The organism is Ornithinimicrobium sediminis, from assembly GCF_021272345.1.
Lineage (GTDB): Bacteria > Actinomycetota > Actinomycetes > Actinomycetales > Dermatophilaceae > Ornithinicoccus > Ornithinicoccus sediminis_B.
The window spans coordinates 687,104-713,493 of sequence record NZ_JAJSDQ010000002.1 but is presented as its reverse complement, the minus strand read 5'-3'; the positions used below and the strand labels follow the sequence as shown (position 1 = coordinate 713,493).

Sequence of the window (26,390 nt, the reverse complement as noted above, 5' to 3'; positions counted from 1 at the left end):
GACTTCCTACATCACTACAATCACCACCGCGGCCACACCGCACTCAAGGGCGCCTCACCCGCCGACCGCGTACCCAACCTCCATGGGCAGAACAGCTAGCGTGCGCCAGGAGTCACCCCAGGAGCGCACGCACCTCCTCGGCGGACTCGCACCGTAGGGCACGCCCGGCCAGGTCCTGAAGGTCGGTCAGGCTGCTCTCCCGCAGGCGAGCCTTGACGTCGGGCACGGTCGCCGCCGTCGCGCTGAGCTCCTCGACGCCGAGGCCGATGAGCAGGGCCGCGGCCGCCGGGTCACTGGCGGCATCGCCGCACACGGCGACCCGCACACCTTCGGCCACCTCGGTGCACACCGTGTGGACGAGCCGAAGGACCGCCGGGTCGAGGGGGTCGGTGAGACCGGCGAGGGCAGCGCTGCCGCGCTCGGCCGCGAGCGTGTACTGCGTGAGGTCGTTGGTCCCGATGCTGACGAAGTCCAGCTGGGCCGTCATCGCCTCGGCCCGCAGCGCGGCCGCCGGCACCTCGACCATGATGCCGACCTCGAGCCCCTCGGGTCGTCCGCCGCCGGCGCGGACAGCGGCCTCCTCCAGCCGGGCCAGCGACCACTCGACCTCCTCGACCGTCGCGACCATCGGGAACATCAGCCGCACGGCGTGCCTGCGGGCGACCCGGCACACCGCCTCGAGCTGGTCGAGCAGCAGTGCGGGGTCGCGACGGAACGACCGCACCCCGCGCACACCGAGGAACGGGTTGGTCTCGGGCTCCTGACGCAGGTAAGGCAGCGGCTTGTCCGCGCCGATGTCCCAGGAGCGCACCGTCATGGGCCGTCCGTCCATCGCGACGGCGATATCGGTCAGGGCACGCACCTGCTCCTCGACCGTCGGCGGGGTCGTCCAGGCGCCGAAGACGACCTCGGTGCGGACGAGGCCCGAGCCCTCCGCTCCCTGACCGACGGCCTCGGCCGCCTCCTCGGGGTCGGTGACATTGGCCTTCACCACGACCGTGTGGCCGTCCGACGTGGTCGCGGGTTCGCCGGCCCGGGCCTGGTGCTCACGGCGGGTGTCGGCCCGCTGCACGAGCATGGCCTCGAAGTCGGCCCCCTCCTGCGGGTCGGGGTCGACCAGCAGCCGCCTGGCGCGCTCGTCCAGGGCGACGAGCGTGCCGGTCTCGACGTCGGCACGCTGCCCGGCACCGGTGAGCACCGGCACGCCACGGGCCCGCAGCACGATCACGCCATGCCCTGTCGCACCTCCGGCGATGGTCACGACCCCTTGGCACAGGGTGGTGTCCAGCGTGGCTGCCGTCGCAGGGTCCAGCTCGTCCACCACCAGGATCCCGGTGGCGTCCGGGTCCTCCTCGGGCATGCCGAGCAGGGCGCGCTCCACCCGGTGCATGACACTACGGACGTCCTCTGCGCGGTCCCGCTGGTAGGGGTCGGCCAGCCCCGCGAAGTCGGCGGCGACCCGGCTGACCTCGTCGTGCCAGGCCGCGGTGGCAGCACGCCCGGTGCGCAGCACCCGCGTCACGGGCTCCACCAGCGAAGGGTCGTCCAGCAGCGCCAGGTGGGCCTCGAAGATCCCGGCCTCACCGTCCCCACCGCCGGCCCGGGTGCGCCGGACGAGCGCCCGGAGGTCGGCGCGTGCGGTGTCCATGGCTCGCCGTAGCCGCTCGGCCTCCTCGCCGGGGTCGCCCGTCCCGCGGTAGGCGCTGAGGTCAGGCGTGGTCCGCCGCCGGATGGCAGGCCCCATGGCGGCACCGAGTCCCAGGCCCAGTGCACGGGTGCGACGTCGCGGCGGCACCTCCTCCGGCCGTGCCCTGTCCTCGGGGTCGGCCCGATCTCCGGCGACAGCACCGTCGGCGGCGTCGTCGGCACGCTCGACGGGACGGTCTCCGAAGCCCTCGTCCGCCAGCTCGGAGAGGGCGGCCAGCACCTCGGAGGCCTGGGGCCCGGAGGCGAGGAACTCCACGTCGTGTCCTTGCAGCACGCCCAGCGTGGCCACGGCAGAGAGGCTGCGGGCGTCCGCCGGTCCCTTGCCCGTGTCGAGGTCGGTGATCCGCACGACGGCGTCGGGGTGCCGGTTGACCGTCGCCACGAGCCGGGCGGCCGGCCTGGCGTGCAGGCCGTGCTCGACAGCGACCGTGACGCGCAGGTGCTGCTCCTCGCCGACAGGCGCCGCCTCGACGGTCTCCTCCTGGCCGGTGGCTGCGCCGGCGTCGGTGCCACCGTCACCGACGTGGTCCGCCTTGGCGCTCAGCCCGCGACGTGCCTCTGCGGCGACGGTGTCCAGGTCGGCACCGGCGGCGGCCGTGACGACGGCCGCGACCAGCCCCTCCACCAGCGGTGCGCTCGACAGCCTCGTGCGCGAGGCGAGGTCGCTGTCGACGAACTCCAGGGCCATCTCCGCCGAGAGCACAGCACTGCCCAGGTCGAGCAGCACCAGCACACCGTCGGGCGAGTCGGCGCGGCCGATCGCCTCGGCGACCGCCGCCGCGTCGGTGCCGAAGGTGTGCTCGTCGAGCCCGGCCGCGACCTCCACCACGGGGCGCGTGGACTCGTCGACCATCTCGGCGGCGAGCTCCACGGCGGCCGTGCCGAGGGCATGGCTGTGACTGACCACGACGATCCCGATCATCGTCGGCAGCGCTCAGGCCAGCGTGCGCGCAGCGGACTCCAGCAGCAGCGTGGTGCTGGTGGCGCCGGGGTCGATGTGACCGCGACTGCGCTCACCGAGGTAGCTGGCACGGCCCTTGCGAGCGACCAGGTCGAGCGTGTCGTCCCGGCCTCGCGCCGAGGCGGCAGCCGCCGCCTCCAGCGCGCCGCGCAGGTCGGCGCCGTCCGCCGTAGCGGTGGCGTAGGCATCCAGGGCCGGTGCCCACGCGTCATACATCGTCTTGTCCTCCAGCTCGGCCTTGCCGCGCGCCAGGATGCCGTCGACCCCGGCCCGCAGAGCCGCACCGACCTCCTCGACGCCGGCGTCGGCGACCCCGGCCAGAGGACCCGCCAGGCGCAGGAAGAACGTGCCGTAGAGCGGTCCGGAGGCACCTCCCACGGTGCTGACGAGCGTCATCCCCACCTTCTTGAGATAGGCCTCGCTGGAGGCGAAGTCCTCCGCCTCCGCCAAGGCTGCGACCTTGACCGTCCCCCGCGCCATGTTGATGCCGTGGTCGGCGTCACCGATGGCCCGGTCGAGGTCGGTGAGGTAGTCGGCCTGCTCCTTGACGACCTCGGCGTAGTCGGCCATCCACCCCTGGAAGCTCTGCAGGTCGGCCATCAGGCTCCCCAGCGCAGCCCAGGCGTGTTGACCGGCGCGTCCCACAGGCGCACGGTCTCGTCGTCCGCCCGCAGCAGGGTCACCGAGCAGCCGGCCATCTCAAGGGACGTGATGTAGTTGCCCACGAGCGAGCGCGCCACGCTCACACCCGCGCCCTCGAGGAGCTGCGAGACCTCGTGGTACATGAGGTAGAGCTCGATGAGCGGGGTGCCGCCCATGCCGTTGACGAAGGCGATGACGCCGTCACCCCGGCTGAGGCCGAGGTCGCTGAGCACCGGCTCGACCAGCATCGCCGCGATGTCCTTGGCCGGCGCCAGCGGCTTGCGCTCGCGCCCGGGCTCACCGTGGATCCCGATGCCGATCTCCATCTCGTCCTCGGCGAGGTCGAACGTCGGCCTGCCGGCGGACGGCACCGTGCAGGACGTGAGCGCCATCCCCATCGACCGTCCGGCGCGGTTGACCTGCGTGGCCAGGTCGGCGCACTCCTGCAGCGAGCGGCCCTCCTCGGCGGCGGCCCCGACGATCTTCTCCAGCAGGACCGTGACGCCGACGCCACGACGCCCGGCGGTGTAGAGCGAGTCCTGGACCGCGACGTCGTCGTCGGTCACGACGGACTTCACCTCGGTGCCGGCATCGGCCGCCGCGAGCTCGGCAGCCATCTCGAAGTTCATCACGTCACCCGTGTAGTTCTTCACGATGTGCAGGACGCCCGCGCCACCGTCGACCGCCTTCGTGGCGGCCATCATCTGGTCGGGCACCGGGGAGGTGAAGACCTCGCCGGCGCAGGCGGCGTCGAGCATGCCGGTGCCGACGAAGCCACCGTGCATCGGCTCGTGCCCGGAGCCTCCTCCGGACACCAGCCCGACCTTGCCCTCACGGGGCCCGGCCGCGCGGTAGACGATCTTGTGGTCGTGGTCGACGCGGAGCCGGTCAGGGTGCGCCGCAGCCATGCCGAGCAGCGCCTCGCTGACCACGTCGGCGGGGTCGTTGATGAGTTTCTTCATGGATCTCACTCAACCACTAACCGTTGCGGGTGACCAGAGCGGGTCGGCTAGAACCCCAGCCGCTGCAGCTGCTTCGGGTCGCGCTGCCAGTCCTTGGCGACCTTGACATGGAGGTCGAGGTAGACCCGGTGGCCGAGCAGGGCCTCGATGGCGTGCCGGGAGCGGGTGCCGACCTCTCGCAGGCGGGACCCACCGCGGCCGATCACGATGGCCTTCTGGCTGGGCCGCTCGACGAAGACGTTGACCCGCACATCCGTCAGCGGGTCCCCCTCCGGGCGGTCGGGGCGCGGCACCATCTCCTCGACCACGACCGCGAGCGAGTGCGGCAGCTCGTCCCGCACGCCCTCCAGCGCCGCCTCCCGGACGAGCTCGGCGATCATGACCACGGTGGGCTCGTCGGTGAGGACGTCGTCGGGGTAGAGCGCCGGGCCCTGCGGCAGGTAGGACGCGAGCACCTCGGCCACCTCGTCGACCTGGTCTCCGCGCACCGCGGAGCAGGGCACGATCTCGGCCCAGTCCCCGAGCTTGTCGATGGCCATCAGGTGCTGAGCGAGCCGGTCACGGTCGACCGCGTCGGACTTCGTGGCGATCGCGACCACCGGCACCCGCTTGGCGCGCTGCAGCTCGAGCAGGTCGCTCGCGATGTACTGGTCCCCCGGGCCGGGCCGCTGGTCGGCCGGCAGGCAGAAGCCAATGACGTCCACCCCGAGCAGGGTCTCGCGCACCAGGTCGTTGAGCCGCTGCCCGAGGAGGGAACGGGGACGGTGCAGGCCAGGGGTGTCGACGAGGACGAGCTGCGCGGAGTCCGTGGTGCGCACCCCCCGGATGGCGTGCCGGGTCGTCTGCGGCTTGCTCGAGGTGATGGCGACCTTGTGCCCGACCAGGGCGTTGGTGAGGGTCGACTTGCCGGCGTTGGGTCGTCCCACCAGGCAGGCGAACCCGGATCGGTATGCCGTGCTGTCGGTGCTCATGGTCGTCCTCGCGCTGGGCGTCGGGCTGTCGGGACCATCATGCCCGCACACCCACGCCCCGAGGGCCGAACCAGGCTCGGAGCAGGCCGCCGGACCGGCCCGTAGGGTCGGTGAGCCGGGTGTCGGCGTGGTCTGTGTTGCGCTGCTGGACGTCGTCGCGGGCACCGGGATGGCCCACCCCCGCAGCCTGCCCTCCGGGACCGTCACCCGGCCGGTCGCGCGTCGGCTCCCCCCGGGGCCCCGCGTCGGGGCCGACGTCAGCAGCGCCCGCGTCGCCGGAGCCGGGGCGGCCTCGCACGGCGTCCGGCTCCTCCGCTGGGCGCAGCTCGTCCTTGTCCATCTTGCGGGCGAGCACGGTGGCCACGCGACGGCGCCGGCCGGCCATGCGCTCTGCGGTGAGCTCCAGTCCGGCCACCTCGCAGGACGACCCCACGATGGGCACCATCCCGATGGTGGCCGCCAGCAGGCCACCGACGCTGTCGACGTCGTCGACCTCGATCTCGACGTCGAACAGCTCCGCGAGGTCGTCGACCGGCATGGTGGCCGGCACCCGGAACCGGCCGTCGCCCAGGGGCTCGACGCCCATGACGTCACGGTCGTACTCGTCGGTGATCTCGCCGACGATCTCCTCCAGGATGTCCTCGATGGTGACCAGGCCCGCGGTGCCGCCGTACTCGTCGACGGCGATGGCGAAGTGCAGGCGCTGCTGCTGCATCTCCCTCAGGAGGGCGTCGACGGGCTTGCTGTCGGGCACCCGCAGCACCGGCCGCATGATCTCGGTCACCGGCACGCCGGTCGCCTGGTCCCCGTGCGCGTTCACGTGCCGCGCCACGTCCTTGAAGTAGAGCACCCCCAGCACGTCGTCGGCCCCGTCGCCGATCACCGGCACGCGGGAGAACCCGGAACGGAGGAAGAGCGACATCGCCTGCCGCAGGGTGCGGTCGCGCGCGACCGTCACCATGTCGGGGCGTGGCACCATCACCTCTCGGGTCACGGTGTCACCCAGCTCGAAGATCGAGTGGATCATCTCGCGCTCCTCGGCCTCGATGACCGAGGACTCACCGGCGAGGTCCACGAGGTCGCGCAGCTCGGCCTCGGAGGCGAAGGGGCCCTCGGAGTAGCCGCGGCCCGGCGTCACGGCGTTGCCGATCGTCACCAGGGCCTTGGCCAGCGGGCCGAGCACGGTCCGGAGCAGGCTCACCACGGGAGCGGCCAGGAGGGCCACCGGCTCGACGTGCTGTCGGCCGACGGTGCGCGGCGAGACGCCCACGCCGATGAACGAGACGACCGCCATGATGCCGACGGCCAGGAGCGCTGTCTGCCAGTGGCTGTCGGTGCGGGTGTCCACCGCCACGGCGACCGCGACGGCGGTCAGCGCCTCGGCCGTGACCCGCACGAAGGTGGCGACGGCCAGGTAGGGAGCAGAGTCGGTGACGATGCGCAGCAGTGCGGTGGCACCGCGGCGCTCCTCCTCGACGAGCTGCTCGGCCCTATGTCGGGACATGCGCTGCAGGGCCGTCTCGGCGGCTGCCAGCAGTGAGGCGATGAGAGTCGCCGCGACGGCGACGATGATCAGGGGGGTCATGACCGTTTCCGTGGTGTGGGTGGGGACGTCGTGGCGTCGTGGAGGGTCAGGCGTCGTCGAGACGGGCAGCGGGCGCCGCCGTCGTCGTCCGTCCGCGCTGGGCGAGGTAGGTGAGCAGCAGGGTGCGTTGCAGGTCGAACATCTCCTGCTCGCCCGCGGGCTCGGCATGGTCGAAGCCCAGCAGGTGGAGGATGCCGTGGGTGGTCAGCAGGAGCAGCTCGTCGGCCACGGAGTGGCCGGCCTGGGCGGCCTGCCTGCGGGCGACCTCGGGACAGAGCACCACGTCACCCAGGATGCCCTCGGGGCTCGTGCCGTCCTCGGTGCCTGGACGCAGCTCGTCCATCGGGAAGCTCATCACGTCGGTGGGGCCTGACAGGTCCATCCACTGGACGTGCAGGGCCTCCATCGCCGCCTCGTCCACCAAGGTGATGGTCAGCTCGGCCCGCGGGTGGACCTGCAGCTGGTCCAGCACGTAGCGCCCGAGGTCGTGGAGCTCCTGCTCGCCGACCGGCGAGGGCACGACGCCCGACTCGTTGAGGATCTCGATGCTCACCGCGTGCTCCGCGCGGCGCGCGTCCTTCCGGCGGCACGAGCACCGGCGTCGTGCCGGCCGTAGGCGTCGACGATCGCGCTCACGAGCCGGTGACGGACGACGTCCTGGCTCGTGAGGGTGGCGAAGTGGACGTCCTCCACCCCGCGCAGGATGTCCTGCACGATGCGTAGCCCCGAGGTGGTGCCGCCGGGCAGGTCGACCTGCGTGACGTCGCCGGTGACGACCATCCTGGACCCGAAGCCGAGCCGGGTCAGGAACATCTTCATCTGCTCCGCCGAGGTGTTCTGCGCCTCGTCGAGGATGATGAACGCGTCGTTGAGGGTGCGTCCCCGCATGTAGGCCAGCGGGGCGACCTCGATCGTGCCGGAGGCCATGAGCCGCGGGATCGAGTCGGGGTCGATCATGTCGTGCAGCGCGTCGTACAGCGGCCGCAGGTAGGGGTCGATCTTGTCGTTGAGCGTGCCGGGCAGGAAGCCCAGCCGCTCCCCCGCCTCGACGGCCGGACGGGTGAGGATGATGCGGGTCACCTGCTTCGCCTGCAGCGCGGCGACCGCCTTGGCCATGGCCAGGTAGGTCTTGCCGGTGCCCGCAGGGCCGATGCCGAAGACCACCGTGTGCTGGTCGATGGCCTCGACGTAGTGCTTCTGGTTGAGCGTCTTGGGTCGGATCGTGCGACCACGGTTGCTCACGATGTTCATCGTCAGCACATCGGCCGGCCGGTCCGAGGTCTGGCTGCGCAGCATGCCGACGGCACGCTCGACGGCGTCGCGGTTGAGCGGCTGCCCGGCGCCGACGATCGCGATGAGCTCGTCGATCAGCCGCTCCACCAGGGCCAGCTCGGCCGACTCCCCGGTGAGCCGGAACTCGTTGCCGCGCACGTGCACGTCGACACGCGGGAAGCTGCGCTCCATGGTGCGGAGGAGCTCGTCACGCGACCCGAGCAGCGCCACCATGGGCACGTCGGACGGGATGACGACGGTATGGGTGGGCACCGCTGAGGGGTGCTCCGGATGCGGAAGGTCTGTCATCAGGGCGTCAAGTCTACCCGCGCGTGGCGACCATGGGGCCCACGCGCTGCCCGCCGAGGAGGTGGACGTGCACGTGCCCCACCTCCTGGCCGCCGTCCTCGCCGACGTTGCTGATCAGTCGGTACCCCGTGTCGGCGATGCCCTCCGCCGCCGCGACCTCGCCCGCCAGCGTGAACAGGTCGGCAGCGCCCTGCGCGTCGACGGCGGCCATCCCCGCCAGTGTCTCGTGGTGGTCGCGGGGGACGACGAGCACGTGCACGCGCGTGCGTGGCTGGATGTCGCGGAACGCCAGAGCTGTGTCGGACGTGGCCACGACGTCGGCAGGGATCTCCCCCGAGGCGATCTTGCAGAACAGGCAGTCGCTCATGGGCCGAGCCTAGCCCGGGTGCGCGAGGCCGTCAGCACGGCGGCCAGACCGGCGACCACACTGCTCAGGGCCACCGCGGTGAACGCGACGCGCGCCGAGGCGGCATACAGCGCCGTGAAGGCGACCCCGGCACCCGCCAGCACCGCGGCACTGGCCAGCGCCTCGCTCACCTGGAGCGAGGAGGAGTTGGCACCGACGCTCGCCGGCGGCGACAGGCGGAGGGTGAGCAGCGACGTCGTCGGGTAGGCGAAGCCCACGCCCAGGGTCGTCCACCCCCAGATGGCCAGGATGGTCCACCCCGGCCAGTCGCCCAGCACGGCCGCGACGAGCAGCACGGCGCCGGACAGGATCACGAGGCAGCCGACGACGAGGAGGCGGTAGCGGTCCACGTGGTCGGCCAGGCTGCCCTGCCACCACGAGCCGAGGGCCCAGGTGACGGACCCGACGGCCAGGACTCCTCCGGCCCCCGTCGGCGAGTAGCCGTGCAGCTGCTGCAGGAGCAGGGGTAGGTAGGCCTCGGCCGCCAGGAATGACGCCCCGATGGCCCCACGGGAGGCGATCACCGAGGGCAGCCCCCGCCGCAGGGTCAGGGTCCCGGGCGGCAGCAGCCGCACGGTCGCCAGCAGGAGCAGCACCACGACCGGGGCGCCCACCAGCAGGTCACGGCTGTTGACCTGCGGGCCCGCGAGGTTGAGAGCGGCCACGCTCACCGCCGCGACCAGGGCCCACACGATCGTCGACGGTCGCAGGTATGCCGCGTCGCCCGCCGGGCCGGTCCACCCCAGAGCAGGTCGCAGCACCCACAGGGACGCCAGCACCAGGGGCACCACGGAGAGGAAGACCCAGCGCCAGCCGAGCGTCTCGACGACTGCGCCGGCCAGCACCGGCCCGGCCAGCCCGGGCACCACCCAGGCCGCGGCAAGCAGCGAGAACATCCTCGGTCGCAGCACGTCGGGCACCCCCTGGGCGATCACGACGTAGATGGCGACCGAGGCCAGCCCGATGCCCAGTCCCTGGAGCCCGCGGGCAGCCACGAAGACCTCCATGGTGGGCGCCAGACCTGCGCCCACCAGGCCGGCCGCGAACGTGAGGCAGCCCGCCAGCACCGCGGGCGCCGGGCCGGCGTGGTCGGACCACCAGCCGCCCAGGATCATCCCGACGACGCCGGCTGCGATGGTGGCCCCGAAGGCCAGGGAGTAGAGCGCGAGCCCGTCCAGGTCGGCGGCGACGGTCGGCATCGCGGTGCCGACAGCGATGTACTCGACGGCGAAGAGACCGACCAGTCCCGTGGCCCCGATGCTGACGTTGCGGACCGGAGGACGCCACAGGCTCGGTGCCTCCGGCGCGGTCACCGCCAGCGGGCCTGGCCGGACAGGACCGCGATCGCGGCAGACCCCGCCGTGGACGTGCGCAGCACGGTCGACCCGAGCCGCACGGCCCGGGCCCCAGCCTCGACGAAGGCGTCGGTCTCCTCGGGGGTGATGCCGCCCTCGGGGCCGACGACCAGCACGACCTCACCGGATTCGGGGAGGTCGACGGTGGCCAGCGGCTCCGTGGCCTCCTCGTGCAGCACCAGCGCCAGGTCGGCCCCGGCGATGCGCTCCACGACCCCCCGGCGGTCGGCGAGGTCCGTGAGCTCCGGCACCCGCGCCCGGCGGGCCTGCTTGGTCGCTGCGAGCAGGGTCTGCTCCCACCTGCGCAGGCCCTTGGCGACCCGCTCACCTCGCCAGCGCGAGATGCTGCGGTCCGCCTGCCAGGGCACGACGGTGTCCAGGCCGAGCTCGGTGCCGACCTCGACGGCCAGCAGGTCACGGTCACCCTTGGCGAGCGCCTGCACGAGGGTGAAGGACGGGTCGGGCACAGGCTCCTCGGCCAGAGACACGGTCACGGCGTCCAGGCTGCCGCGGTCGACCCGCGTCACCTCGCAGCGCGCCAGGCGACCGGAGCCGTCGGCGAGCAGCACGGGCTCGCCCACCCGGAGCCGAGTGACGTCGGCGGCGTGCCTGCCCTCAGGACCGTCCAGGTGCAGCGCCGAGCCCGGCGCGGCCGTGGCCAGGGCCCCGTCCGGCAGCAGGAAGAGGGGCGCGCTCACCGTCCGCTGAAGGCTTCCTTGAGCTTGCCGAAGATGCCGCCGTGCGCCGGTGACATCAGGCCCTGGGGACGGGACTCGCCCCGGGAGGCGGCGAAGTCCTTGAGGAGCTGGCGCTGCTCGTCGCTGAGACGGGTGGGCACCTTGATGTCGAGGTGGACGACGAGGTCGCCACGGCCCGTGCCCCGCAGGTGCGTCACGCCCTGCTCGCGCAGAGTGACAGTGTCCTGGGGCTGGGCCCCGGCCTGCAGGTCGACCTCGGTCGGCCCGTCGAGCGTCTCGACGGTGAGGGTGGCACCCAGGGCGGCCGCCGTCATCGGCACCTCGATGGAGCAGTGCAGGTCGTCACCGCGGCGCCGGAAGGTCTCGTGAGGGCGCACGGCGATCTCCACGTAGAGGTCACCGGCCTCGCCGCCGGCCGGGCCGACCTCTCCCTCCCCCGACATGCGGATCCGGGTGCCGCTGTCCACGCCGGCGGGCACCTTGATGGTGATGTCGCGGCGCAGGCGCACGCGACCCTCGCCGGAGCAGTCGAAGCAGGGATTCTCGATGACCTCGCCGAAGCCGCGGCAGGCGCTGCACGGCCGTGAGGTCATGACCTGGCCCAGGAACGAGCGCTGCACCGTCTGCACCTCGCCGCGCCCACCGCAGACGGAGCAGGTGCGTGTGCCCGTGCCGGGCTGCGCCCCGGACCCCGAGCAGGTGGAGCAGTGCACGGCGGTGTCGATCGTGAGCGTCTCCTCGCCGCCGAACACGGCGGTCGCCAGGTCGATGTCGAGCTGGACGAGTGCGTCCTGGCCTCGCTGGGTGCGCGAGCGCGGCCCCCGGCCACCGGCGGCGGTGCCCCCGAAGAAGGCGTCCATGATGTCGGTGAAGGTGAAGCCCTGGCCGAAGCCGGACGTCGCGCCGCCGTAGGGGTCCTGGCCGCGGTCGTAGGAGGTCCGCTTCGCGGGGTCGGACAGCACGTCGTAGGCCTGGGAGACCTTCTTGAACTCCGCCTCGGCGTCGGGACCGGGGTTGACGTCGGGGTGCAGCTTGCGCGCCATCTTGCGGTAGGCGCGCTTGACGTCCTCCGCGCTCGCGTCCCGGGGCACCCCGAGGTCGGCGTAGTAGTCGTTCACGTGCGTTGTGTCCTGTCGGTCGGGGTCAGGTGTCCAGGATGGTCGAGACGTAGTGCGCGACCGCGCGCACCGCCGCCATCGTCATGGGGTAGTCCATGCGGGTCGGGCCCACGACGCCCAGTCCGCCGGCCGGACCGTAGGTGGAGGTGACCACCGAGGTGGTGCGCAGGCCGGCATACGGGTTCTCGGCGCCGATGCTGACGGCCACCGCCTCGTCGTCGAGGGTGGCCATACTTCCCATCAACTTCAACAGCACCACATGTTCTTCCAGGGCCTCCAGCACCTCGCCCAGGGAGGTCGGGAAGTCGCTGCCCACGCGGGCCAGGTTGGCGGTGCCCGCGAGGACCACGCGCTCCTCGGTCTGCTCCTCCAGCGCGTCCTCCAGCGCGGAGACGACGGCCCGCGCGATGTCACGGTCGGCCGGGTCCACCTGCTCCAGCGCACCCTGCAGCAGGGCAGGAACTGCGGTGAGGGCCTGCCCCGCGGCGGTGCGGTTGACCAGGGAGCGCAGGTCGGCGACGACCTGCTCGTGCCCGGCGGCAAGGTCGCGGCCGACGTCCACGACGCGCTGCTCCACCCGACCGGTGTTGACGATGAGCACGACCATGAGACGCGTGCCACCGATCGGAACGAGCTCCACGTGGCGGACCGTGGAGCGGGTCAGCGAGGGGTACTGCATCACCGCCACCTGATGGGTCAGCGACGAGAGCAGGCGCACGGTGCGGCCCACCACGTCGTCCAGGTCGACGGCGCCCTCGAGGAGTCGCTGGATGGCGACCTTCTCGGCCTTGCTCAGCGGCTTGATGCCGGAGAGCCGGTCGACGAACATGCGGTAGCCCGCGTCGGTGGGCACACGGCCGGCACTGGTGTGGGGGGCGGTGATCAGCCCGTCCTCCTCCAGCGCGGCCATGTCGTTGCGCACGGTGGCTGCGGACACGCCGAGGGAGTGTCGTTCCAGCAGTGCCTTGGAGCCCACCGGCTCACTGGTGCGCACGTAGTCCTGGACGATGGCACGCAGCACGTGCAGCCGACGGTCCTCGCTCACGGGCGGTCACCTCCTGCGGACATCACATGTTCTGGCACTCGGGGGTTGCGAGTGCCAAGTCTACCCGGCCTCCCACCGGACCGTGCTCACGGCAGTCGTGCGTGCTCCGCCGGGTGCGCCTGCGACGGCCCGTCGTCGCAGGCTGGCACACTCGCGTCCGTGATGGATCGGTATGGAGCTGACGTGCTGTCCGGCGACTGGAAGGCACCGCGCCGGGGGCGGGCGCAGCCCGTGGAGGCGCAGACGGGGCTCGTCGTGGAGGACGTGGAGACCGGCTGGGTGGGAGCGGTGGCCCGCGTCGAGAAGGCCGGTGGCATGCACGTGGTGCACCTCGAGGACCGTCGCGGCCGACTCAAGGGCTTCCGGCTCGGGCCAGGGTTCCTCCTCGACGGCCGACCGGTCGTGCTCACCGCACCGACGCCGGTGCCGGCAGCGGCGTCGACCGCGGCCCGGCAGGCAGCCTCGCGCACGGCCAGCGGCTCACGGGCGGTCCAGGACCGACAGGCCCGCGTGGCAGCGGGGTCCCGCATCTTCGTCGAGGGACGGCACGACGCCGAGCTCGTCGAGAAGATCTGGGGTGACGACCTGCGCGTCGAGGGCGTGGTCGTCGAGCTGTTGGAGGGCGTCGACGACCTGGACTCGGTCATCCGCGGTTTCGCGCCCACCCGGGAGCGGCGCATGGGGGTCCTCGTCGACCACCTCGTGCCCGGCACGAAGGAGCACCGGGTCGTCGCCGAGGCCGCCCGCGTCACGCCCCACGCGCGCTGGGTGAAGATCCTCGGGCACCCCTACGTCGACGTCTGGCAGTCGGTGCGGCCACACCGGCTCGGGCTGGATACCTGGCCCGTCATCGAGCGCGGCACGTCGTGGAAGCACGGTGTCCTGGCGCACCTCGGCTGGCCCCACGCCGACCAGGCCGACGTCGCGCATGGTTGGAAGCGCATCCTCGGCTCGGTACGGTCGTATCAGGACCTGGAACCCACACTCCTCGCGAGCGTCGAAGAGCTGATCGACTTCGTGACCGTCAACCCTCAGGAGTAGGACATGAGCACCACCCCCCCACCGCCCCCGCCCCAGCCCGACGACCGCGACCAGGAGACCGAGCAGCACGACGGCGAGCACACCGCGACCCCGCCTGAGCAGCAGCCCTACGAGTCCCAGCCGCAGCACGGCGAGGGCCAGCAGCAGTACGGCACCCCGCCGCACGAGGCCCAGCAGCAGTACGGCGAGGGCCAGCAGCAGTACGGCGAGGGCCAGCAGCAGTACGGCACCCAGCAGCCTCAGTTTGCCCCGGCGCAGGCTGCCCGCCCGCTCGGGGACTCCGAGGAGCGCACGTGGGCGATCTTCTCGCACCTGTCGGCGCCGATCGCGTTCCTGCTCAGCGCCGGGTCGCTCAACTTCCTGGGCCCGCTGATCATCTGGGCCATCTTCAAGGACCGCAGCCAGCTGGTGCGCACCGCGTCAGCCGGGTCGTTCAACTTCAACGTGACCATCTGGATCATCAACGCCGTCGCGGGACTGATCGCCGTGCTGACGCTGGGCCTCGGGCTCCTGCTGGCGATCCCGGTGTGGATCACCACCTTCGTGGTGGCCGCGGTGCTCCACATCATGGCGGCCATCAAGGCGAGCAACGGGGAGGCCTACACCTACCCGCTGCAGATCCCGATCCTGAAGTAGCTCCGGCCTGTGGACCCGTCTGCCCCGCTCAGGGGCAGGCGGGTTCGACGTCCTCGGTCAGCAGCCGGTGCACCACGGTATCCGCGAGCATCCGCCCCTGCCGGGTCAGCACGACCCGGCCGCGCACGGCGGCGGCCCCGTCCACCAGGCCCTCGGCGATCATCGCTGCCACGGCCCGCCGACCTGGCGGGTGGACGACGTCCAGCGGCAGCCCTGTGGCCAGGCGGACGCCGAGCAGCACGCGCTCGTCGTGCCGCTGACCCGGTGTCAGGACCTCGCGCCCGTGCGCCGGGCTGGTGCCCTCGCCCAGGCGGGCCGCGTAGGCAGCAGGGTGCTTGACGTTCCACCACCGCACGCCGCCGACATGGCTGTGGGCGCCCGGACCGATCCCCCACCAGTCGTCCCCGGCCCAGTACGCCACGTTGTGGCGGCACTGCCGGTCAGCGGCCCTGGCCCAGTTGGAGATCTCGTACCAGTCGTATCCCGCGCCGGCCAGCATCGTGTCCGCAAGCTCGTACTTGTCGGCCTCGTCGTCGTCCTCCGGCATCGGCACGGTGCCACGGCGCACCTGCGAGGCGAGCTTGGTGCCCTCCTCCACCGTCAGCGCGTAGGCGCTCACATGGTCGGGCTCCAGCGCCAGGGCCGTCTCCAGGCTCGTCCGCCAGTCCTGCAGGCTCTCCCCCGGTGTGCCGTAGATCAGGTCGAGGCTCACCTGCAGGCCGACGGCCCGGCAGGCGGCGACGGCCGCGGCGACGTTGGCAGGGTCGTGCGTGCGCTCCAGCGTGGCGAGCACATGCGGGACCGCCGACTGCATGCCGAGGCTGACCCGGGTGAACCCTCCCGCGGCCAGGGTCTCCGCCACCTGAGGGGTCACGGTGTCGGGGTTGGCCTCGGTGGTGACCTCGACCCCCGCCTGCAGCCCCCACGCGTCGGCGACGCCGTCGACGACGCCCACCAGGTCGCCGGGCGCCAGCATGGTCGGGGTGCCGCCGCCGACGAAGACCGTCGACACCGCCGGCACCGCGGCCCCCTCCAGCGCCCGCCTGGCCAGCGCGACCTCCGCGAGGGCGGCCTCGGCATACGTCTCCACACCGGCGCCGTGCCCGCCCAGCTCAGGGATCGTGTAGGTGTTGAAGTCGCAGTAGCCGCAGCGGACGCGGCAGAACGGGACGTGCACGTAGACACCGAAGCGGCGGCTGCCGACCTGCGCCAGGGCGTCCGGAGGGAGCGAGCCGTCGGCGGGTGCGGGGTCTCCGAGGGGCAGTGCCGGCATACCCCCAGTGTCCCAGCCCGTCACGGGTGCCTCGGTCCCGCGCTCAGCCCCCAGGGGTGTCCCAGTGCGTGCTGCTGGACGGTCGACATGGGGCACGGGCGGCCGTCTCCACGCACTCGGTGGCCCGGTCGACGCCTGTGGACAGGGAGCTCAACGGTCGCTCCTACCGTCGTCTGGCCAAGGCATCTAGGTGTCTGCGGAGATCATCCCCGGCACTTTTGTAATGGCACGAGCAGCGCTGCCGGCGACCGGCGACGACCGAGCGGTGGCCAGCCCCCACATCGCTGCGCTGCTGGGGGGCGGTGTGGTGCCCCACCACCACCTCGTGCAGTCACCCGTCCCGGCGGGTGGCGTGCGGGTCACCGCTCCGGTCCACACCTTCCTCGACCTGGCCGCGGTGCTCGATGTGGTCGACCTGGTCGTCCTCGGCGACTCGCTCGTCCGCCGGGGCGTCGGGGTGTGCCGACCGCACGCCGCGCCGCGTGAGTGGTCCGCGCAGGTGTCGACTCGGCCATGGGGTCGCGCTCCCGCATGCTCATCCTGCTGGCATGCCTGCCCGAGCCCGTCGTCAACCACACGCCTACGACGACCACGGCAACGTGCTGCTGCGCCTCGACCTGAGCTACCCCGAGCTCCGTCTGGCGGTGGAGTACGACGGTCGCCAGCCTGCCGAGAGCGCCTCGCAGTGGAAGCGCGACGTGCGTCGTCGCGAGGAGCTCGACAGCCTGGGATGGCGCGTGGTCGTCCTGCTCGCCCAGGACGTCTACCGCACACCGCAGGACACGCTGGACCGGATCTGCGGCGCGCTGCAGGCTCGTGGGCTGAAGGTGGCCGTCCGCAGCGACGAGTGGAGGCGGTACTTCCCGGGACACACGCGTTGACCGAGTGCGTGGAAGTGAACGCCGGGCCGGCCGAGGGTGGACGACCTGCAGCCCAGCTAGGCGCGGTAGGCGAGGTCGACGATCTCGCGGCCTGCGGCAAGGCCCTTGAGCTCGAAGCGCGTGCGCGGACGCAGCGGCGCCCGTCCGGTCGACGCCAGGGTCCAGCGGCTGTCCGCGGCCATCACCTCACGCAGGTGCGCGGCGTAGTCGGACCAGTCGGTGGCGATGCGCCAGAGCCCCCCCGGCTCCAGCAGGCGGTGCACGGTGTCCACGAAGGCCGGCTGGATCAGCCGCCGCTTGTGGTGCCTGGCCTTGGGCCAGGGGTCGGGGAAGAAGGTCCAGACCTCGTGTGCGGCGCCCGCCTCCAGCATCGTGGACAGCGCCAGGCAGGCGTCGGCCTCGACGAAGCGGACGTTCGGCAGCGGGTGCTCCCCCATCCGGGCCAGGGTCTGGGCGATGCCCGGTCGCCACACCTCGACGGCCAGCACGTCCCAGTCCGGGCGTGCCTGGGCGCCCGCACGCAGCGCGTCCCCCGAGCCCGACCCCACCTCGACCACGAGAGGAGCCTGCCGGCCGAAGGTCCCGGGCAGGTCGAGCCGGAAGTCCGGGTCGACCGTGGTGACACCGCCGGCGCCACGGGGCACGTCGACGACGTACCTGCCCGCCAGATGCTCGTAGGCCGTGCGGTGGCCCTGCGGCATACGTCCACCGCGCCGGGAGAAGGACCGGGTGCGGGACAGGTGCGGCGAGGTGCCGGCAGCCCGGCCCGGGTCCCCGGAGCCGCGCGGCTCCGGGGAGGTGGGCGCAGTCACTTCTTGGCCTTCTCCGCCGCCGCTCCGCCGTCCTGGGAGAGCGCCGCGATGAAGGCCTCCTGCGGCACCTCCACGGTGCCGACCATCTTCATCCGCTTCTTGCCCTCCTTCTGCTTCTCCAGCAGCTTGCGCTTGCGGCTGATGTCCCCGCCGTAGCACTTCGCCGTGACGTCCTTGCGGATCGCGCGGATGGTCTCGCGGGCGATGACGCGCGAGCCGATCGCCGCCTGGATCGGCACCTCGAACTGCTGCCGCGGGATGAGCTCGCGCAGCTTGCCGACCATCATCACCCCGTAGGCGTAGGCCTTGTCCCGGTGCACGACGGCGCTGAACGCGTCGACGGTGTCGCCCTGCAGCAGGATGTCGACCTTGACGAGGTCGGACTCCTGCTGCCCGTCGGGCTCGTAGTCGAGCGAGGCGTAGCCCTTGGTGCGGGACTTCAGGGCGTCGAAGAAGTCGAACACGATCTCGGCCAGCGGCAGCGTGTAGCGCATCTCGACCCGCTCCGGGGACAGGTAGTCCATCCCGCGCAGCGTGCCGCGACGCGACTGGCACAGCTCCATGATCGTGCCGATGAAGTCGCTCGGCGCCAGGATGGTCGCGCGCACCACCGGCTCGGTGATCGAGGCGACCCTGCCGCCGGGGAACTCGCTGGGGTTGGTGACCTCGATCTCCTTCCCGTCGTCCATCCGCACCTCGTAGACCACGTTGGGCAGCGTCGAGATGAGGTCGAGGTTGGACTCCCGCTCGAGACGCTCCCGCACGATCTCCAGGTGGAGCATCCCGAGGAAGCCGACGCGGAAGCCGAACCCGAGCGCCGCCGACGTCTCGGGCTCGTAGACCAGGGCGGCGTCGTTGAGCTTGAGCTTGTCGAGCGCGTCGCGCAGCGTCGGGTAGTCGGAGCCGTCGATGGGGTAGAGACCGGAGAAGACCATCGGACGCGGGTCCTTGTAGCCCCCCAGCGACGTGGTGGCACCATGGCGCTCCGAGGTGACCGTGTCGCCGACCCGCGACTGGCGCACGTCCTTCACCCCGGTGATCAGGTAGCCCACCTCGCCGACGCCGAGGCCGCGGGAGACGACCGGCTCCGGGGAGATCACCCCGATCTCCAGCAGCTCGTGGACGGCCCGGGTCGACATCATCTGGATGCGCTCGCGGGGGCGCAGCGCCCCGTCGACGACCCGCACGTAGGTCACCACACCGCGGTAGGTGTCGTAGACCGAGTCGAAGATCATCGCCCGGGCGGGTGCGTCGGCGTCTCCGACCGGCGCCGGGACCTCGTCCACGATGCGGTCCAGCAGCTCGGGCACGCCCTCCCCGGTCTTGCCCGAGACCAGCAGCACGTCCTCCGGGTCGCAGCCGATCAGCCCGGCCAGCTCCTCGGCATACCTGTCCGGCTGCGCGGCCGGCAGGTCGATCTTGTTGAGCACCGGGATGATGGTGAGGTCGTTCTCCATCGCCAGGTAGAGGTTGGCCAGCGTCTGCGCCTCGATGCCCTGGGCGGCGTCCACGACGAGGACCGCCCCCTCGCACGCGGCCAGCGACCGGCTGACCTCGTAGGTGAAGTCGACGTGCCCCGGGGTGTCGATCATGTTGAGCACGTATGCGGTGTCGCTCCCGGTCGCGGGGTCGGTGACCCCCCAGGGCAGCCGGACCGCCTGCGACTTGATCGTGATGCCGCGCTCTCGCTCGATGTCCATCCGGTCGAGGTACTGGGCTCGCATCTGCCGCTCCCCGACCACGCCGGTGACCTGGAGCATGCGGTCGGCCAGGGTGGACTTGCCGTGGTCGATGTGCGCGATGATGCAGAAGTTGCGGATGACCTCGGGCGGGGTGGCCGCGGGCTGCGGCGCGGTCTGGGCGATCGGGGACACGCGGGATGGACCTCATCGGGCTCGGGGACAGTCCTGGCCAGTGTCCCACGCGAGAGGGTCGCTGCGACCACCCACCAGATGCGGCAGCCGAGCGGCAGGACTATCGTGATTCCGAACAGTGCCAACGTCATTCCGCTCAATGGAACGAGGTCACGTCCATGCCGTCACTGCACCTGCCCGAAGGCGTCCAGGTCACCGGCCCGGTCGAACCGGGCTACGAGGAGATCCTCTCCCCCACCGCGCTCAAGCTCGTGGCCGCGCTGCACCGTGCCCTCGAGCCGCGCCGGCGCGAGCTCCTGGCAGCGCGCACCGAGGTGGTCGACCGCATCGACGCCGGAGGCAGCCTCGACTTCCTCGAGGAGACCCGGCACATCCGTGAGGACGAGACCTGGCAGGTGGCCGAGCCCGCCCCCGGCCTCGTGGACCGGAGGGTGGAGATCACCGGCCCCACCGACCGCAAGATGACCATCAACGCGATGAACTCCGGTGCCCGCGTGTGGCTGGCCGACCAGGAGGACGCCAACACCCCCACCTGGGGCAACGTCATCGAGGGACAGGTCAACCTGCGCGACGCGATCACGCGCGACATCGACTTCACCTCCCCCGAGGGCAAGGAGTACTCCCTCGACGAGGGCGACCTCGCCGTCATCGTCATGCGGCCCCGGGGCTGGCACCTGGACGAGAAGCACGTCACCGTCGACGGCGAGCGGGTCTCCGGCGGCCTCGTCGACTTCGCCCTGTACATGGCCAGCTCTGCCCAGCCGCAGATCGACGCCGGCTACGGGCCCTACTTCTACCTGCCGAAGATGGAGCACCACCTCGAGGCACGGATGTGGAACGACGCCTTCGTCCTGGCCCAGGAGCACCTGGGCATCCCGCGCGGCACCATCCGGGCCACCTGCCTCATCGAGACCTACCCCGCGGCCTTCCAGATGGAGGAGATCCTCTACGAGCTGCGCGAGCACTCCTCGGGCCTCAACGCCGGCCGGTGGGACTACATCTTCAGCGTCATCAAGACCTACCGGAACCGCGGCGACGAGATGCTGTTGCCCGACCGGAACGCCGTGACGATGACGGTGCCGTTCATGCGCGCCTACACCGAGCTGCTCGTCCGCACCTGCCACAAGCGCGGCGCCCACGCCATCGGTGGCATGGCCGCCCAGATCCCCAGCAAGGACGAGTCGGTGAACGAGGCGGCCTACGCGAAGGTCGCGGCCGACAAGACACGTGAGGCGAACGACGGCTTCGACGGGTCCTGGGTGGCCCACCCCGGCATGGTGCAGACCTGCAAGGACGCCTTCGACGCCGTCCTCGGGGACGCGCCACACCAGCTGCACCGCAAGAGGGAGGACGTGTCCGTCACCGCTGACGACCTGCTCGCCGTCTCGCAGACCCCCGGCGGGGTGACCGAGGCTGGCCTGCGCAGCAACATCTCGGTGGCGGTCCAGTACCTCGCGACCTGGATGACCGGCCGCGGAGCCGTCGGCATCTTCGACCTCATGGAGGACGCCGCGACGGCCGAGATCTCCCGCTCCCAGATCTGGCAGTGGCTGCACAACGACGTCACCCTGGACACGGGTGAGACGGTCACGCGCGAGCTCGTCGACCGCCTGGTGCAGGAGGAGGTCGCCAAGCTGCACGGGGACCCGGCGCAGTACGAGCAGGCGCAGGCGCTCTTCCTCGAGGTGGCCGTGGCCGACGACTTCGCCGACTTCCTCACGCTGCCCGCCTACGAGCGCATGCCCTGACCGCCCGACCACCCCCGGAGGCGACGATGGCGACCCACCCAGGACACCCCTCGGTGCCCGACCGGTCCGACGGCATGATGCACGGCCTCGACCCCGCTGCCGAGGACCGCGCCCAGACCGCACCGGCCGGTGCACCGAGCCGGGGCGGGACGGTCGCCGACGTCCTGGCCGAGCTGCGCGGGACGCTCCCGGATGAGGCCCTGCTCACCGACCCCGCGCGCCTGGCGACGTACGAGTGCGACGGTCTCGCCGCCTACCGGGTCACGCCCGGCCTCGTGGTCCTGGCGTCGACGCCCGAGCACGTCGCGGCCACCGTCCGTGCCTGCGCCAGGCACGCCGTACCGTTCGTCGCCCGCGGCTCCGGGACGGGGCTGTCCGGCGGAGCCCTGCCGCACGCCGAGGGCGTCCTGGTGGTGACCAGCCGGCTCCGCACCCTGCACGAGGTCAGTGCTGCCGACCAGCGTGCCGTGGTCGACCCCGGGGTCATCAACCTGCAGGTCACCAAGATGGCGACCCCGGAGGGCTACTACTTCGCCCCTGACCCCTCCAGCCAGCAGATCTGCTCGATCGGCGGCAACGTGGCGGAGAACTCCGGCGGTGCGCACTGCCTGAAGTACGGCTTCACGACCAACCACGTGCTCAGCCTCGACATCGTCACGCCCGACGGTGACCAGGTGACCCTGGGCACCCGCGCCCCCGACGCACCCGGCTACGACCTGGTCGGCGCGTTCGTCGGCTCGGAGGGCACGCTGGGCGTCGCCACCCGGGCGACGGTGCGGCTGGTCCGGCTGCCGCAGGAGGTGCGCACGGTCCTGGCGGGCTTCGCCGGCACCGACGAGGCGGGCGCGGCCACCAGCGCGATCATCGCGGCGGGCATCGTGCCCGCCGCGATCGAGATCATGGACGCCCTGGCCATCGAGGCCGCCGAGGCAGCGGTGTCCTGTGGCTACCCCGCCGGTGCCGGCGCGGTGCTGGTCGTCGAGCTGGACGGCGCCCGGCACGAGGTCGCGGACGAGTACGCCGCGGTGGAGCGGATCTGCCGGCAGGAGGGCGCCTTCGAGTTCCGCATGGCCACCGACGCCGCCGAGCGGGCCGCGATCTGGAAGGGTCGCAAGTCCGCCTTCGCCGCCGTGGGACGTATCTCCCCCGACTACATCGTCCAGGACGGCGTGGTGCCCCGCACCGCCCTGCCCGAGGTGCTCCGGCAGATGACCCGGATCTCGGCCGAGCAGGGGGTCCGGGTGGCCAACGTCTTCCACGCCGGGGACGGCAACCTGCACCCGCTGGTGCTCTTCGACGGCAGCAAGGCCGGGGAGACCGAGCGCGCCGAGGCGGTGTCCGGGATGATCCTCGACCTGTGCATCGAGCACGGAGGGTCCATCACCGGGGAGCACGGCGTCGGCTCGGACAAGGCGAAGTACATGCCGCGGATGTTCACCGACGACGACCTGGACACCATGCAGCTCGTCCGCTGCGCCTTCGACCCGCACGGCATCGCCAACCCGGGCAAGATCTACCCGACGCCCCGGTTGTGCGGCGAGCGTTCCGGGCGGCGCCAGGGCGCCCACCCGCTGCAGGAGGCCGGGCTGGGAGAGGTGTTCTGATGACCTTGCTGGACGAGCTCGCCGACATCTGTGCGGTGCGGGAGGCGGGCGAGGCCGACGAGGTCGACGGGGTGGCGGCCCGGGTCGTGGCGCGGCCGGCCTCGACGTCCGAGACCTCCGCCCTGATGCGCGCCTGTCACGAGCGCGGCGTCGCCGTCGTGGTCCGGGGCACCGGCAGCAAGCTGACCTGGGGGTCGCCGCCCACGCGGCTGGACCTCGTCCTGGAGACAGGGGCCATGGACGAGCTCGTGGAGCACGCGCACGGGGACCTCATCGCGACCGCCCAGGCCGGTATGCCGGTGCGCGCGCTCGCGGCCGCGCTCGCCGGTCGGCACCAGCAGCTGCTCGTCGACGACCCCGTGGGTGCCAGCACGCTGGGCGGGATGCTGGCGGCGAACGTCTCCGGCCCGCGCAGGATGCTCCCCGGCGCCATCCGCGACCTGCTCATCGGCGTGACCATGGTCAGGGCCGACGGCACCGTCGCCAAGTCCGGCGGCAAGGTCGTCAAGAACGTCGCCGGCTACGACCTGGGCAAGCTGCTGGTCGGGTCCTACGGGACGCTGGGGGTCATCACCGAGGCGACCTTCCGGCTCCACCCCGTGCCCCCGGCCACACGCTGGGTCGAGGCCCCGGTCCCCGCCGGGCGGCTCACCGACACGCTCGGCGCCCTGGTGCACTCCCAGCTCGTGCCCGGCGCCCTCGAGGTGGACCGGCCGGCCGGTGAGGACACCACCACCGTCGCGGTGCTGGTCACCGGCACCGAGGGGGGCGTGGAGTCCCGCGCGGCGGCCCTCTACGAGATGCTGCCCGGCGCCCAGCTCGGCGACGACCTCTCCTGGGCGTCCCACTACCCCTGGCAGCACCGCGGGTCCGACACTGAGCACCTCGCCCTGAAGCTGACGACCCGTCTCAGCGGCGTCCCGACCCTGCTTGCTCAGGCCGCGGACGCCGGCGTGCACATGCGGGGCTCAGCCGGCGTCGGGGTGCTCTACGGGTCGGTGCCGGCGGCCGACAGCACGCCCGAGACCGTCGCACAGCTGCGGGAGACCTGCACGATGCTCGGCGGGAGCCTGGTGGTGCTCGACGCCCCCCGCGCGTCCAAGGAGACCCTGGACGTCTGGGGCCCGGTGCACGGACTGGACCTGATGCGCCGGGTCAAGCACGAGTTCGACCCCACCGGGGTGCTCGCCCCGGGCCGCTTCGTGGGAGGAATCTGATGACACACAAGCAGGTGCGGCTCGGCATGCCGGGTGTCCGGGGCCAGGACGAGCCCGCGTTCGACAGCCTGCGCCCACCGAGCCCCGAGCTCGTCGACGACTGCGTCCACTGCGGCTTCTGCCTCACGACGTGCCCCACGTATGCGCTGTGGGGCGAGGAGATGGACTCGCCCAGGGGCCGCATCCACCTGATGAAGACCGGGCTGGAGGGCGCTCCGCTGAGCGACACCATGGTCGGTCACTTCGACGCCTGCCTGGGCTGCATGGCCTGCGTCACCTCCTGCCCGTCCGGCGTGCAGTACGACCGCCTCATCGAGGCCACCCGTGCCCAGGTGGAGCGCCGGCATGACCGCACCCCCAAGGACCGCGCCCTGCGCTCGGCCATCTTCGCCCTGTTCCCCTACCCGCGTCGGCTGCGCATCCTCCGTGGCCCGCTGCGTCTGACCCAACGGCTGGGCGCGGACCGGCTGCTCCGGCGCTCCGGGCTCCTGGAGCGGCTCAGCCCCCAGCTGGCCACCATGCAGTCCCTGGCCCCGCAGCTGGGCAAGGCCGAGCCGACGCCGGAGCGCACCCCGGCCGTGGGTGAGCGGCGAGCGGTCGTGGGTATGCTCACCGGCTGCGTCCAGCGCGAGTTCTTCCCCGGGGTCAACGCGGCCACCGCCCGCGTGCTGGCCGCGGAGGGCTGTGACGTCATCGCGCCCCGCTCGCAGGGTTGCTGCGGCGCGCTCAGCACACACACCGGCCGGGAGGAGGAGGGTCGCGCCTTCGCCCGGGCACTGATCGACACCTTCACCGCAGCGGGGGTCGACCACGTGGTGGTCAACTCGGCGGGGTGCGGGTCCTCGATGAAGGAGTACGTCCACCTGCTGGCGGACGACCCCGACTACGCGCAGCGAGCGGCCGACTTCTCCGCCCGGGTGCGCGACTTCGCCGAGATCATCGCCGAGCTCGGCCCGGTCGCACCGCGGCACCCGGTGGAGGCGGTCGCCGCCTACCACGACGCCTGTCACCTGGCGCACGCCCAGGGGATCCGCAGCCAGCCGCGTGAGCTGCTGCGGGCTGTGCCCGGCCTGGAGGTGCGGGAGATCCCGGACAGCGAGATCTGCTGCGGCAGCGCCGGCGTCTACAACGTCCTCAACCCCGAGCCCGCCCGCGAGCTCGGCGACCGCAAGGCGGCCAACATCCTGTCCACCGGCGCAGAGCTGCTGGTCACCGCCAACCCCGGGTGCCTCATGCAGGTGGCCACCTCGCTGGAGCGGTCCGGCCGGCGCATCCGCCTGGCGCACACCGCCCTGGTGCTCGACGCCTCGATCCGCGGGGTGCCCCTCGAGACGATCTGAGGCGTGCCCACGGGTCCGTGGTCAGTCCGTGAGGGCGTCCCGGGCGCGCCCGACCAGCTTGGTGTCCGGGGCGAATACCACCTCGTGGTCCTTGCCCTCGTAGTCGAACTGGTGCAGGAAGGCGCGGATCGCGTTGACCCTCGCCCGCTTCTTGTCGTTGCTCTTGATCGTCGTCCAGGGGGCGTGGTCGGCGTCCGTGTGCGCGAACATCGCCTCCTTGGCCTCCGTGTAGGCCTCCCACTTGTCCAGGCTCTCCAGGTCCATCGGGGACAGCTTCCAGCGCCGCACCGGGTCGATCTGGCGGACGGCGAAGCGCGTGCGCTGCTCGTCCTGGGTCACGGAGAACCACAGCTTGGTCACCGTGGTGCCGGAGTCCACCAGCATCTGCTCGAACTGCGGCGCCTGCCGGACGAAGACGTCGTACTCCTCGCCGCTGCAGAAACCCATGACCCGCTCCACCCCTGCCCGGTTGTACCAGGAGCGGTCGAACAGCACGATCTCCCCGGCGGTGGGCAGGTGGCCCACGTAGCGCTGGAAGTACCACTGACCCATCTCGGTCGTCGTCGGCTTGGTGAGCGCCACCACCCGGGCGGCCCGGGGGTTGAGATGCTCCATGAAGCGCTTGATGGTGCCGCCCTTGCCTGCGGCGTCCCGGCCCTCGAAGACGATGACGTGCTTGGCGCCCGTGTCGATGGTCCAGTACTGGAACTTCAGCAGCTCGATCTGCAGGAGGTACTTCTCCACCTCGTAGCTGTTGCGGGACATGAGCCGGGGGTAGGGGTAGTCCTGCTTCCACGTCTCCACCGCACGCCCGTCAGGAGCGATGAGCACCGGGTCGTCCCCGTGGTCGTCCCGCACCGTGTAGCCGCCGAGCTTCAGCTTGTCGATGTACTCACGCAGACTCATCTTTTGCGCCATGAGGCCAATCTAGGG

24 protein-coding genes are annotated in these 26,390 nt (G+C 72.0%); 7 read left to right on the top strand and 17 right to left on the bottom strand.

Features of this window, described 5'->3' with window-relative positions; translation table 11 throughout:
• Nucleotides 1-112: 112 nt before the first annotated feature.
• From ptsP to hrcA, 12 genes are read right to left on the bottom strand one after another with little or no spacing between them, the layout of a single operon-like run.
• Nucleotides 113-2,629 (bottom strand): phosphoenolpyruvate--protein phosphotransferase, encoded by a 2,517-nt coding sequence (gene ptsP / locus LVO85_RS07795; protein ID WP_232746832.1) that lies wholly within the window; start codon nucleotides 2,627-2,629, stop codon nucleotides 113-115.
• A 12-nt stretch (nucleotides 2,630-2,641) separates the two neighbouring features.
• On the bottom strand, nucleotides 2,642-3,268 hold the full coding sequence (gene dhaL / locus LVO85_RS07790; protein ID WP_232746831.1) for a dihydroxyacetone kinase subunit DhaL: 627 nt from the start codon (nucleotides 3,266-3,268) through the stop codon (nucleotides 2,642-2,644).
• On the bottom strand, nucleotides 3,268-4,272 hold the full coding sequence (dhaK, locus tag LVO85_RS07785; protein ID WP_232746830.1) for a dihydroxyacetone kinase subunit DhaK: 1,005 nt from the start codon (nucleotides 4,270-4,272) through the stop codon (nucleotides 3,268-3,270). The genes dhaL and dhaK overlap by 1 nt, the downstream gene beginning before the upstream one ends.
• A 47-nt stretch (nucleotides 4,273-4,319) precedes the next feature.
• Nucleotides 4,320-5,243 carry a GTPase Era gene (gene era / locus LVO85_RS07780; protein WP_232746829.1) on the bottom strand — a complete coding sequence of 308 codons (924 nt, stop codon included), beginning with the start codon at nucleotides 5,241-5,243 and terminating at the stop codon, nucleotides 4,320-4,322.
• 37 nt (nucleotides 5,244-5,280) lie between these two features.
• Complete coding sequence (locus LVO85_RS07775) at nucleotides 5,281-6,828, bottom strand: hemolysin family protein (protein WP_332875417.1); 1,548 nt, start codon at nucleotides 6,826-6,828, stop codon at nucleotides 5,281-5,283.
• Between the two features lie 46 nt (nucleotides 6,829-6,874).
• Nucleotides 6,875-7,381: an rRNA maturation RNase YbeY gene (gene ybeY / locus LVO85_RS07770; protein ID WP_232746828.1), complete on the bottom strand. Its 507-nt coding sequence runs from the start codon at nucleotides 7,379-7,381 to the stop codon at nucleotides 6,875-6,877.
• A complete protein-coding gene (locus LVO85_RS07765; protein WP_232746827.1) occupies nucleotides 7,378-8,409 on the bottom strand; it encodes a PhoH family protein in 1,032 nt (343 codons plus the stop codon). The genes ybeY and LVO85_RS07765 overlap by 4 nt, the downstream gene beginning before the upstream one ends.
• A 13-nt stretch (nucleotides 8,410-8,422) precedes the next feature.
• Nucleotides 8,423-8,776: a histidine triad nucleotide-binding protein gene (locus LVO85_RS07760; protein ID WP_232746826.1), complete on the bottom strand. Its 354-nt coding sequence runs from the start codon at nucleotides 8,774-8,776 to the stop codon at nucleotides 8,423-8,425.
• Nucleotides 8,773-10,128 carry an MFS transporter gene (locus tag LVO85_RS07755; protein ID WP_232746825.1) on the bottom strand — a complete coding sequence of 452 codons (1,356 nt, stop codon included), beginning with the start codon at nucleotides 10,126-10,128 and terminating at the stop codon, nucleotides 8,773-8,775. Before LVO85_RS07755 ends, LVO85_RS07760 begins: the two co-directional genes overlap by 4 nt.
• Entirely contained in the window at nucleotides 10,125-10,868 is a 744-nt protein-coding gene (locus LVO85_RS07750) for a 16S rRNA (uracil(1498)-N(3))-methyltransferase (RefSeq protein WP_232746824.1), read from the bottom strand. The genes LVO85_RS07755 and LVO85_RS07750 overlap by 4 nt, the downstream gene beginning before the upstream one ends.
• Nucleotides 10,865-11,986 (bottom strand): molecular chaperone DnaJ, encoded by a 1,122-nt coding sequence (dnaJ, locus tag LVO85_RS07745; RefSeq protein WP_232746823.1) that lies wholly within the window; start codon nucleotides 11,984-11,986, stop codon nucleotides 10,865-10,867. Before dnaJ ends, LVO85_RS07750 begins: the two co-directional genes overlap by 4 nt.
• 25 nt (nucleotides 11,987-12,011) lie before the next feature.
• Nucleotides 12,012-13,031: a heat-inducible transcriptional repressor HrcA gene (hrcA, locus tag LVO85_RS07740; protein ID WP_232746822.1), complete on the bottom strand. Its 1,020-nt coding sequence runs from the start codon at nucleotides 13,029-13,031 to the stop codon at nucleotides 12,012-12,014.
• 159 nt (nucleotides 13,032-13,190) lie between these two features.
• Here hrcA and LVO85_RS07735 point away from each other — a divergent pair, with 159 nt between their 5' ends.
• Together LVO85_RS07735 and LVO85_RS07730 are read left to right on the top strand one after the other, a co-directional pair.
• The gene (locus tag LVO85_RS07735; RefSeq protein ID WP_232746821.1) at nucleotides 13,191-14,072 is read left to right on the top strand and encodes a DUF3097 family protein; all 882 of its coding nucleotides are present in this window, start codon (nucleotides 13,191-13,193) and stop codon (nucleotides 14,070-14,072) included.
• A gap of 3 nt (nucleotides 14,073-14,075) precedes the next feature.
• Complete coding sequence (locus LVO85_RS07730; RefSeq protein ID WP_232746820.1) at nucleotides 14,076-14,708, top strand: DUF4870 domain-containing protein; 633 nt, start codon at nucleotides 14,076-14,078, stop codon at nucleotides 14,706-14,708.
• Nucleotides 14,709-14,736: 28 nt separating this feature from the next.
• Here the strand turns inward: LVO85_RS07730 and hemW are convergent, their stop codons facing one another.
• Nucleotides 14,737-15,981: a radical SAM family heme chaperone HemW gene (gene hemW / locus LVO85_RS07725; protein ID WP_232746819.1), complete on the bottom strand. Its 1,245-nt coding sequence runs from the start codon at nucleotides 15,979-15,981 to the stop codon at nucleotides 14,737-14,739.
• 331 nt (nucleotides 15,982-16,312) lie between these two features.
• Complete coding sequence (locus LVO85_RS07720; RefSeq protein ID WP_232746818.1) at nucleotides 16,313-16,453, bottom strand: hypothetical protein; 141 nt, start codon at nucleotides 16,451-16,453, stop codon at nucleotides 16,313-16,315.
• A gap of 76 nt (nucleotides 16,454-16,529) precedes the next feature.
• Between LVO85_RS07720 and LVO85_RS07715 the strand changes: the two genes are divergently transcribed.
• Complete coding sequence (locus LVO85_RS07715) at nucleotides 16,530-16,862, top strand: DUF559 domain-containing protein (RefSeq protein WP_232746817.1); 333 nt, start codon at nucleotides 16,530-16,532, stop codon at nucleotides 16,860-16,862.
• A 56-nt stretch (nucleotides 16,863-16,918) separates the two neighbouring features.
• Here LVO85_RS07715 and trmB read toward each other — a convergent pair whose 3' ends face one another.
• Both trmB and lepA read right to left on the bottom strand, forming a co-directional pair.
• Complete coding sequence (trmB, locus tag LVO85_RS07710) at nucleotides 16,919-17,674, bottom strand: tRNA (guanosine(46)-N7)-methyltransferase TrmB (protein WP_232746816.1); 756 nt, start codon at nucleotides 17,672-17,674, stop codon at nucleotides 16,919-16,921.
• Nucleotides 17,671-19,548, bottom strand: a complete 1,878-nt coding sequence (gene lepA / locus LVO85_RS07705) for a translation elongation factor 4 (RefSeq protein WP_232746815.1) — start codon at nucleotides 19,546-19,548, stop codon at nucleotides 17,671-17,673. Before lepA ends, trmB begins: the two co-directional genes overlap by 4 nt.
• Before the next feature lie 158 nt (nucleotides 19,549-19,706).
• Here lepA and aceB point away from each other — a divergent pair, with 158 nt between their 5' ends.
• From aceB to LVO85_RS07685, 4 genes are read left to right on the top strand one after another with little or no spacing between them, the layout of a single operon-like run.
• Nucleotides 19,707-21,296, top strand: coding sequence for a malate synthase A (gene aceB, locus LVO85_RS07700; protein ID WP_232746814.1), 1,590 nt, complete (start codon nucleotides 19,707-19,709; stop codon nucleotides 21,294-21,296).
• 26 nt (nucleotides 21,297-21,322) lie between these two features.
• Nucleotides 21,323-22,900, top strand: coding sequence for an FAD-linked oxidase C-terminal domain-containing protein (locus LVO85_RS07695; RefSeq protein WP_232746813.1), 1,578 nt, complete (start codon nucleotides 21,323-21,325; stop codon nucleotides 22,898-22,900).
• Complete coding sequence (locus LVO85_RS07690; protein WP_232746812.1) at nucleotides 22,900-24,117, top strand: FAD-binding oxidoreductase; 1,218 nt, start codon at nucleotides 22,900-22,902, stop codon at nucleotides 24,115-24,117. Before LVO85_RS07695 ends, LVO85_RS07690 begins: the two co-directional genes overlap by 1 nt.
• Nucleotides 24,117-25,457, top strand: coding sequence for a heterodisulfide reductase-related iron-sulfur binding cluster (locus LVO85_RS07685; protein ID WP_232746811.1), 1,341 nt, complete (start codon nucleotides 24,117-24,119; stop codon nucleotides 25,455-25,457). Before LVO85_RS07690 ends, LVO85_RS07685 begins: the two co-directional genes overlap by 1 nt.
• Before the next feature lie 21 nt (nucleotides 25,458-25,478).
• Here the strand turns inward: LVO85_RS07685 and ppk2 are convergent, their stop codons facing one another.
• The gene (ppk2, locus tag LVO85_RS07680; protein ID WP_232746810.1) at nucleotides 25,479-26,375 is read right to left on the bottom strand and encodes a polyphosphate kinase 2; all 897 of its coding nucleotides are present in this window, start codon (nucleotides 26,373-26,375) and stop codon (nucleotides 25,479-25,481) included.
• Between the last annotated feature and the right edge of the window lie 15 nt (nucleotides 26,376-26,390).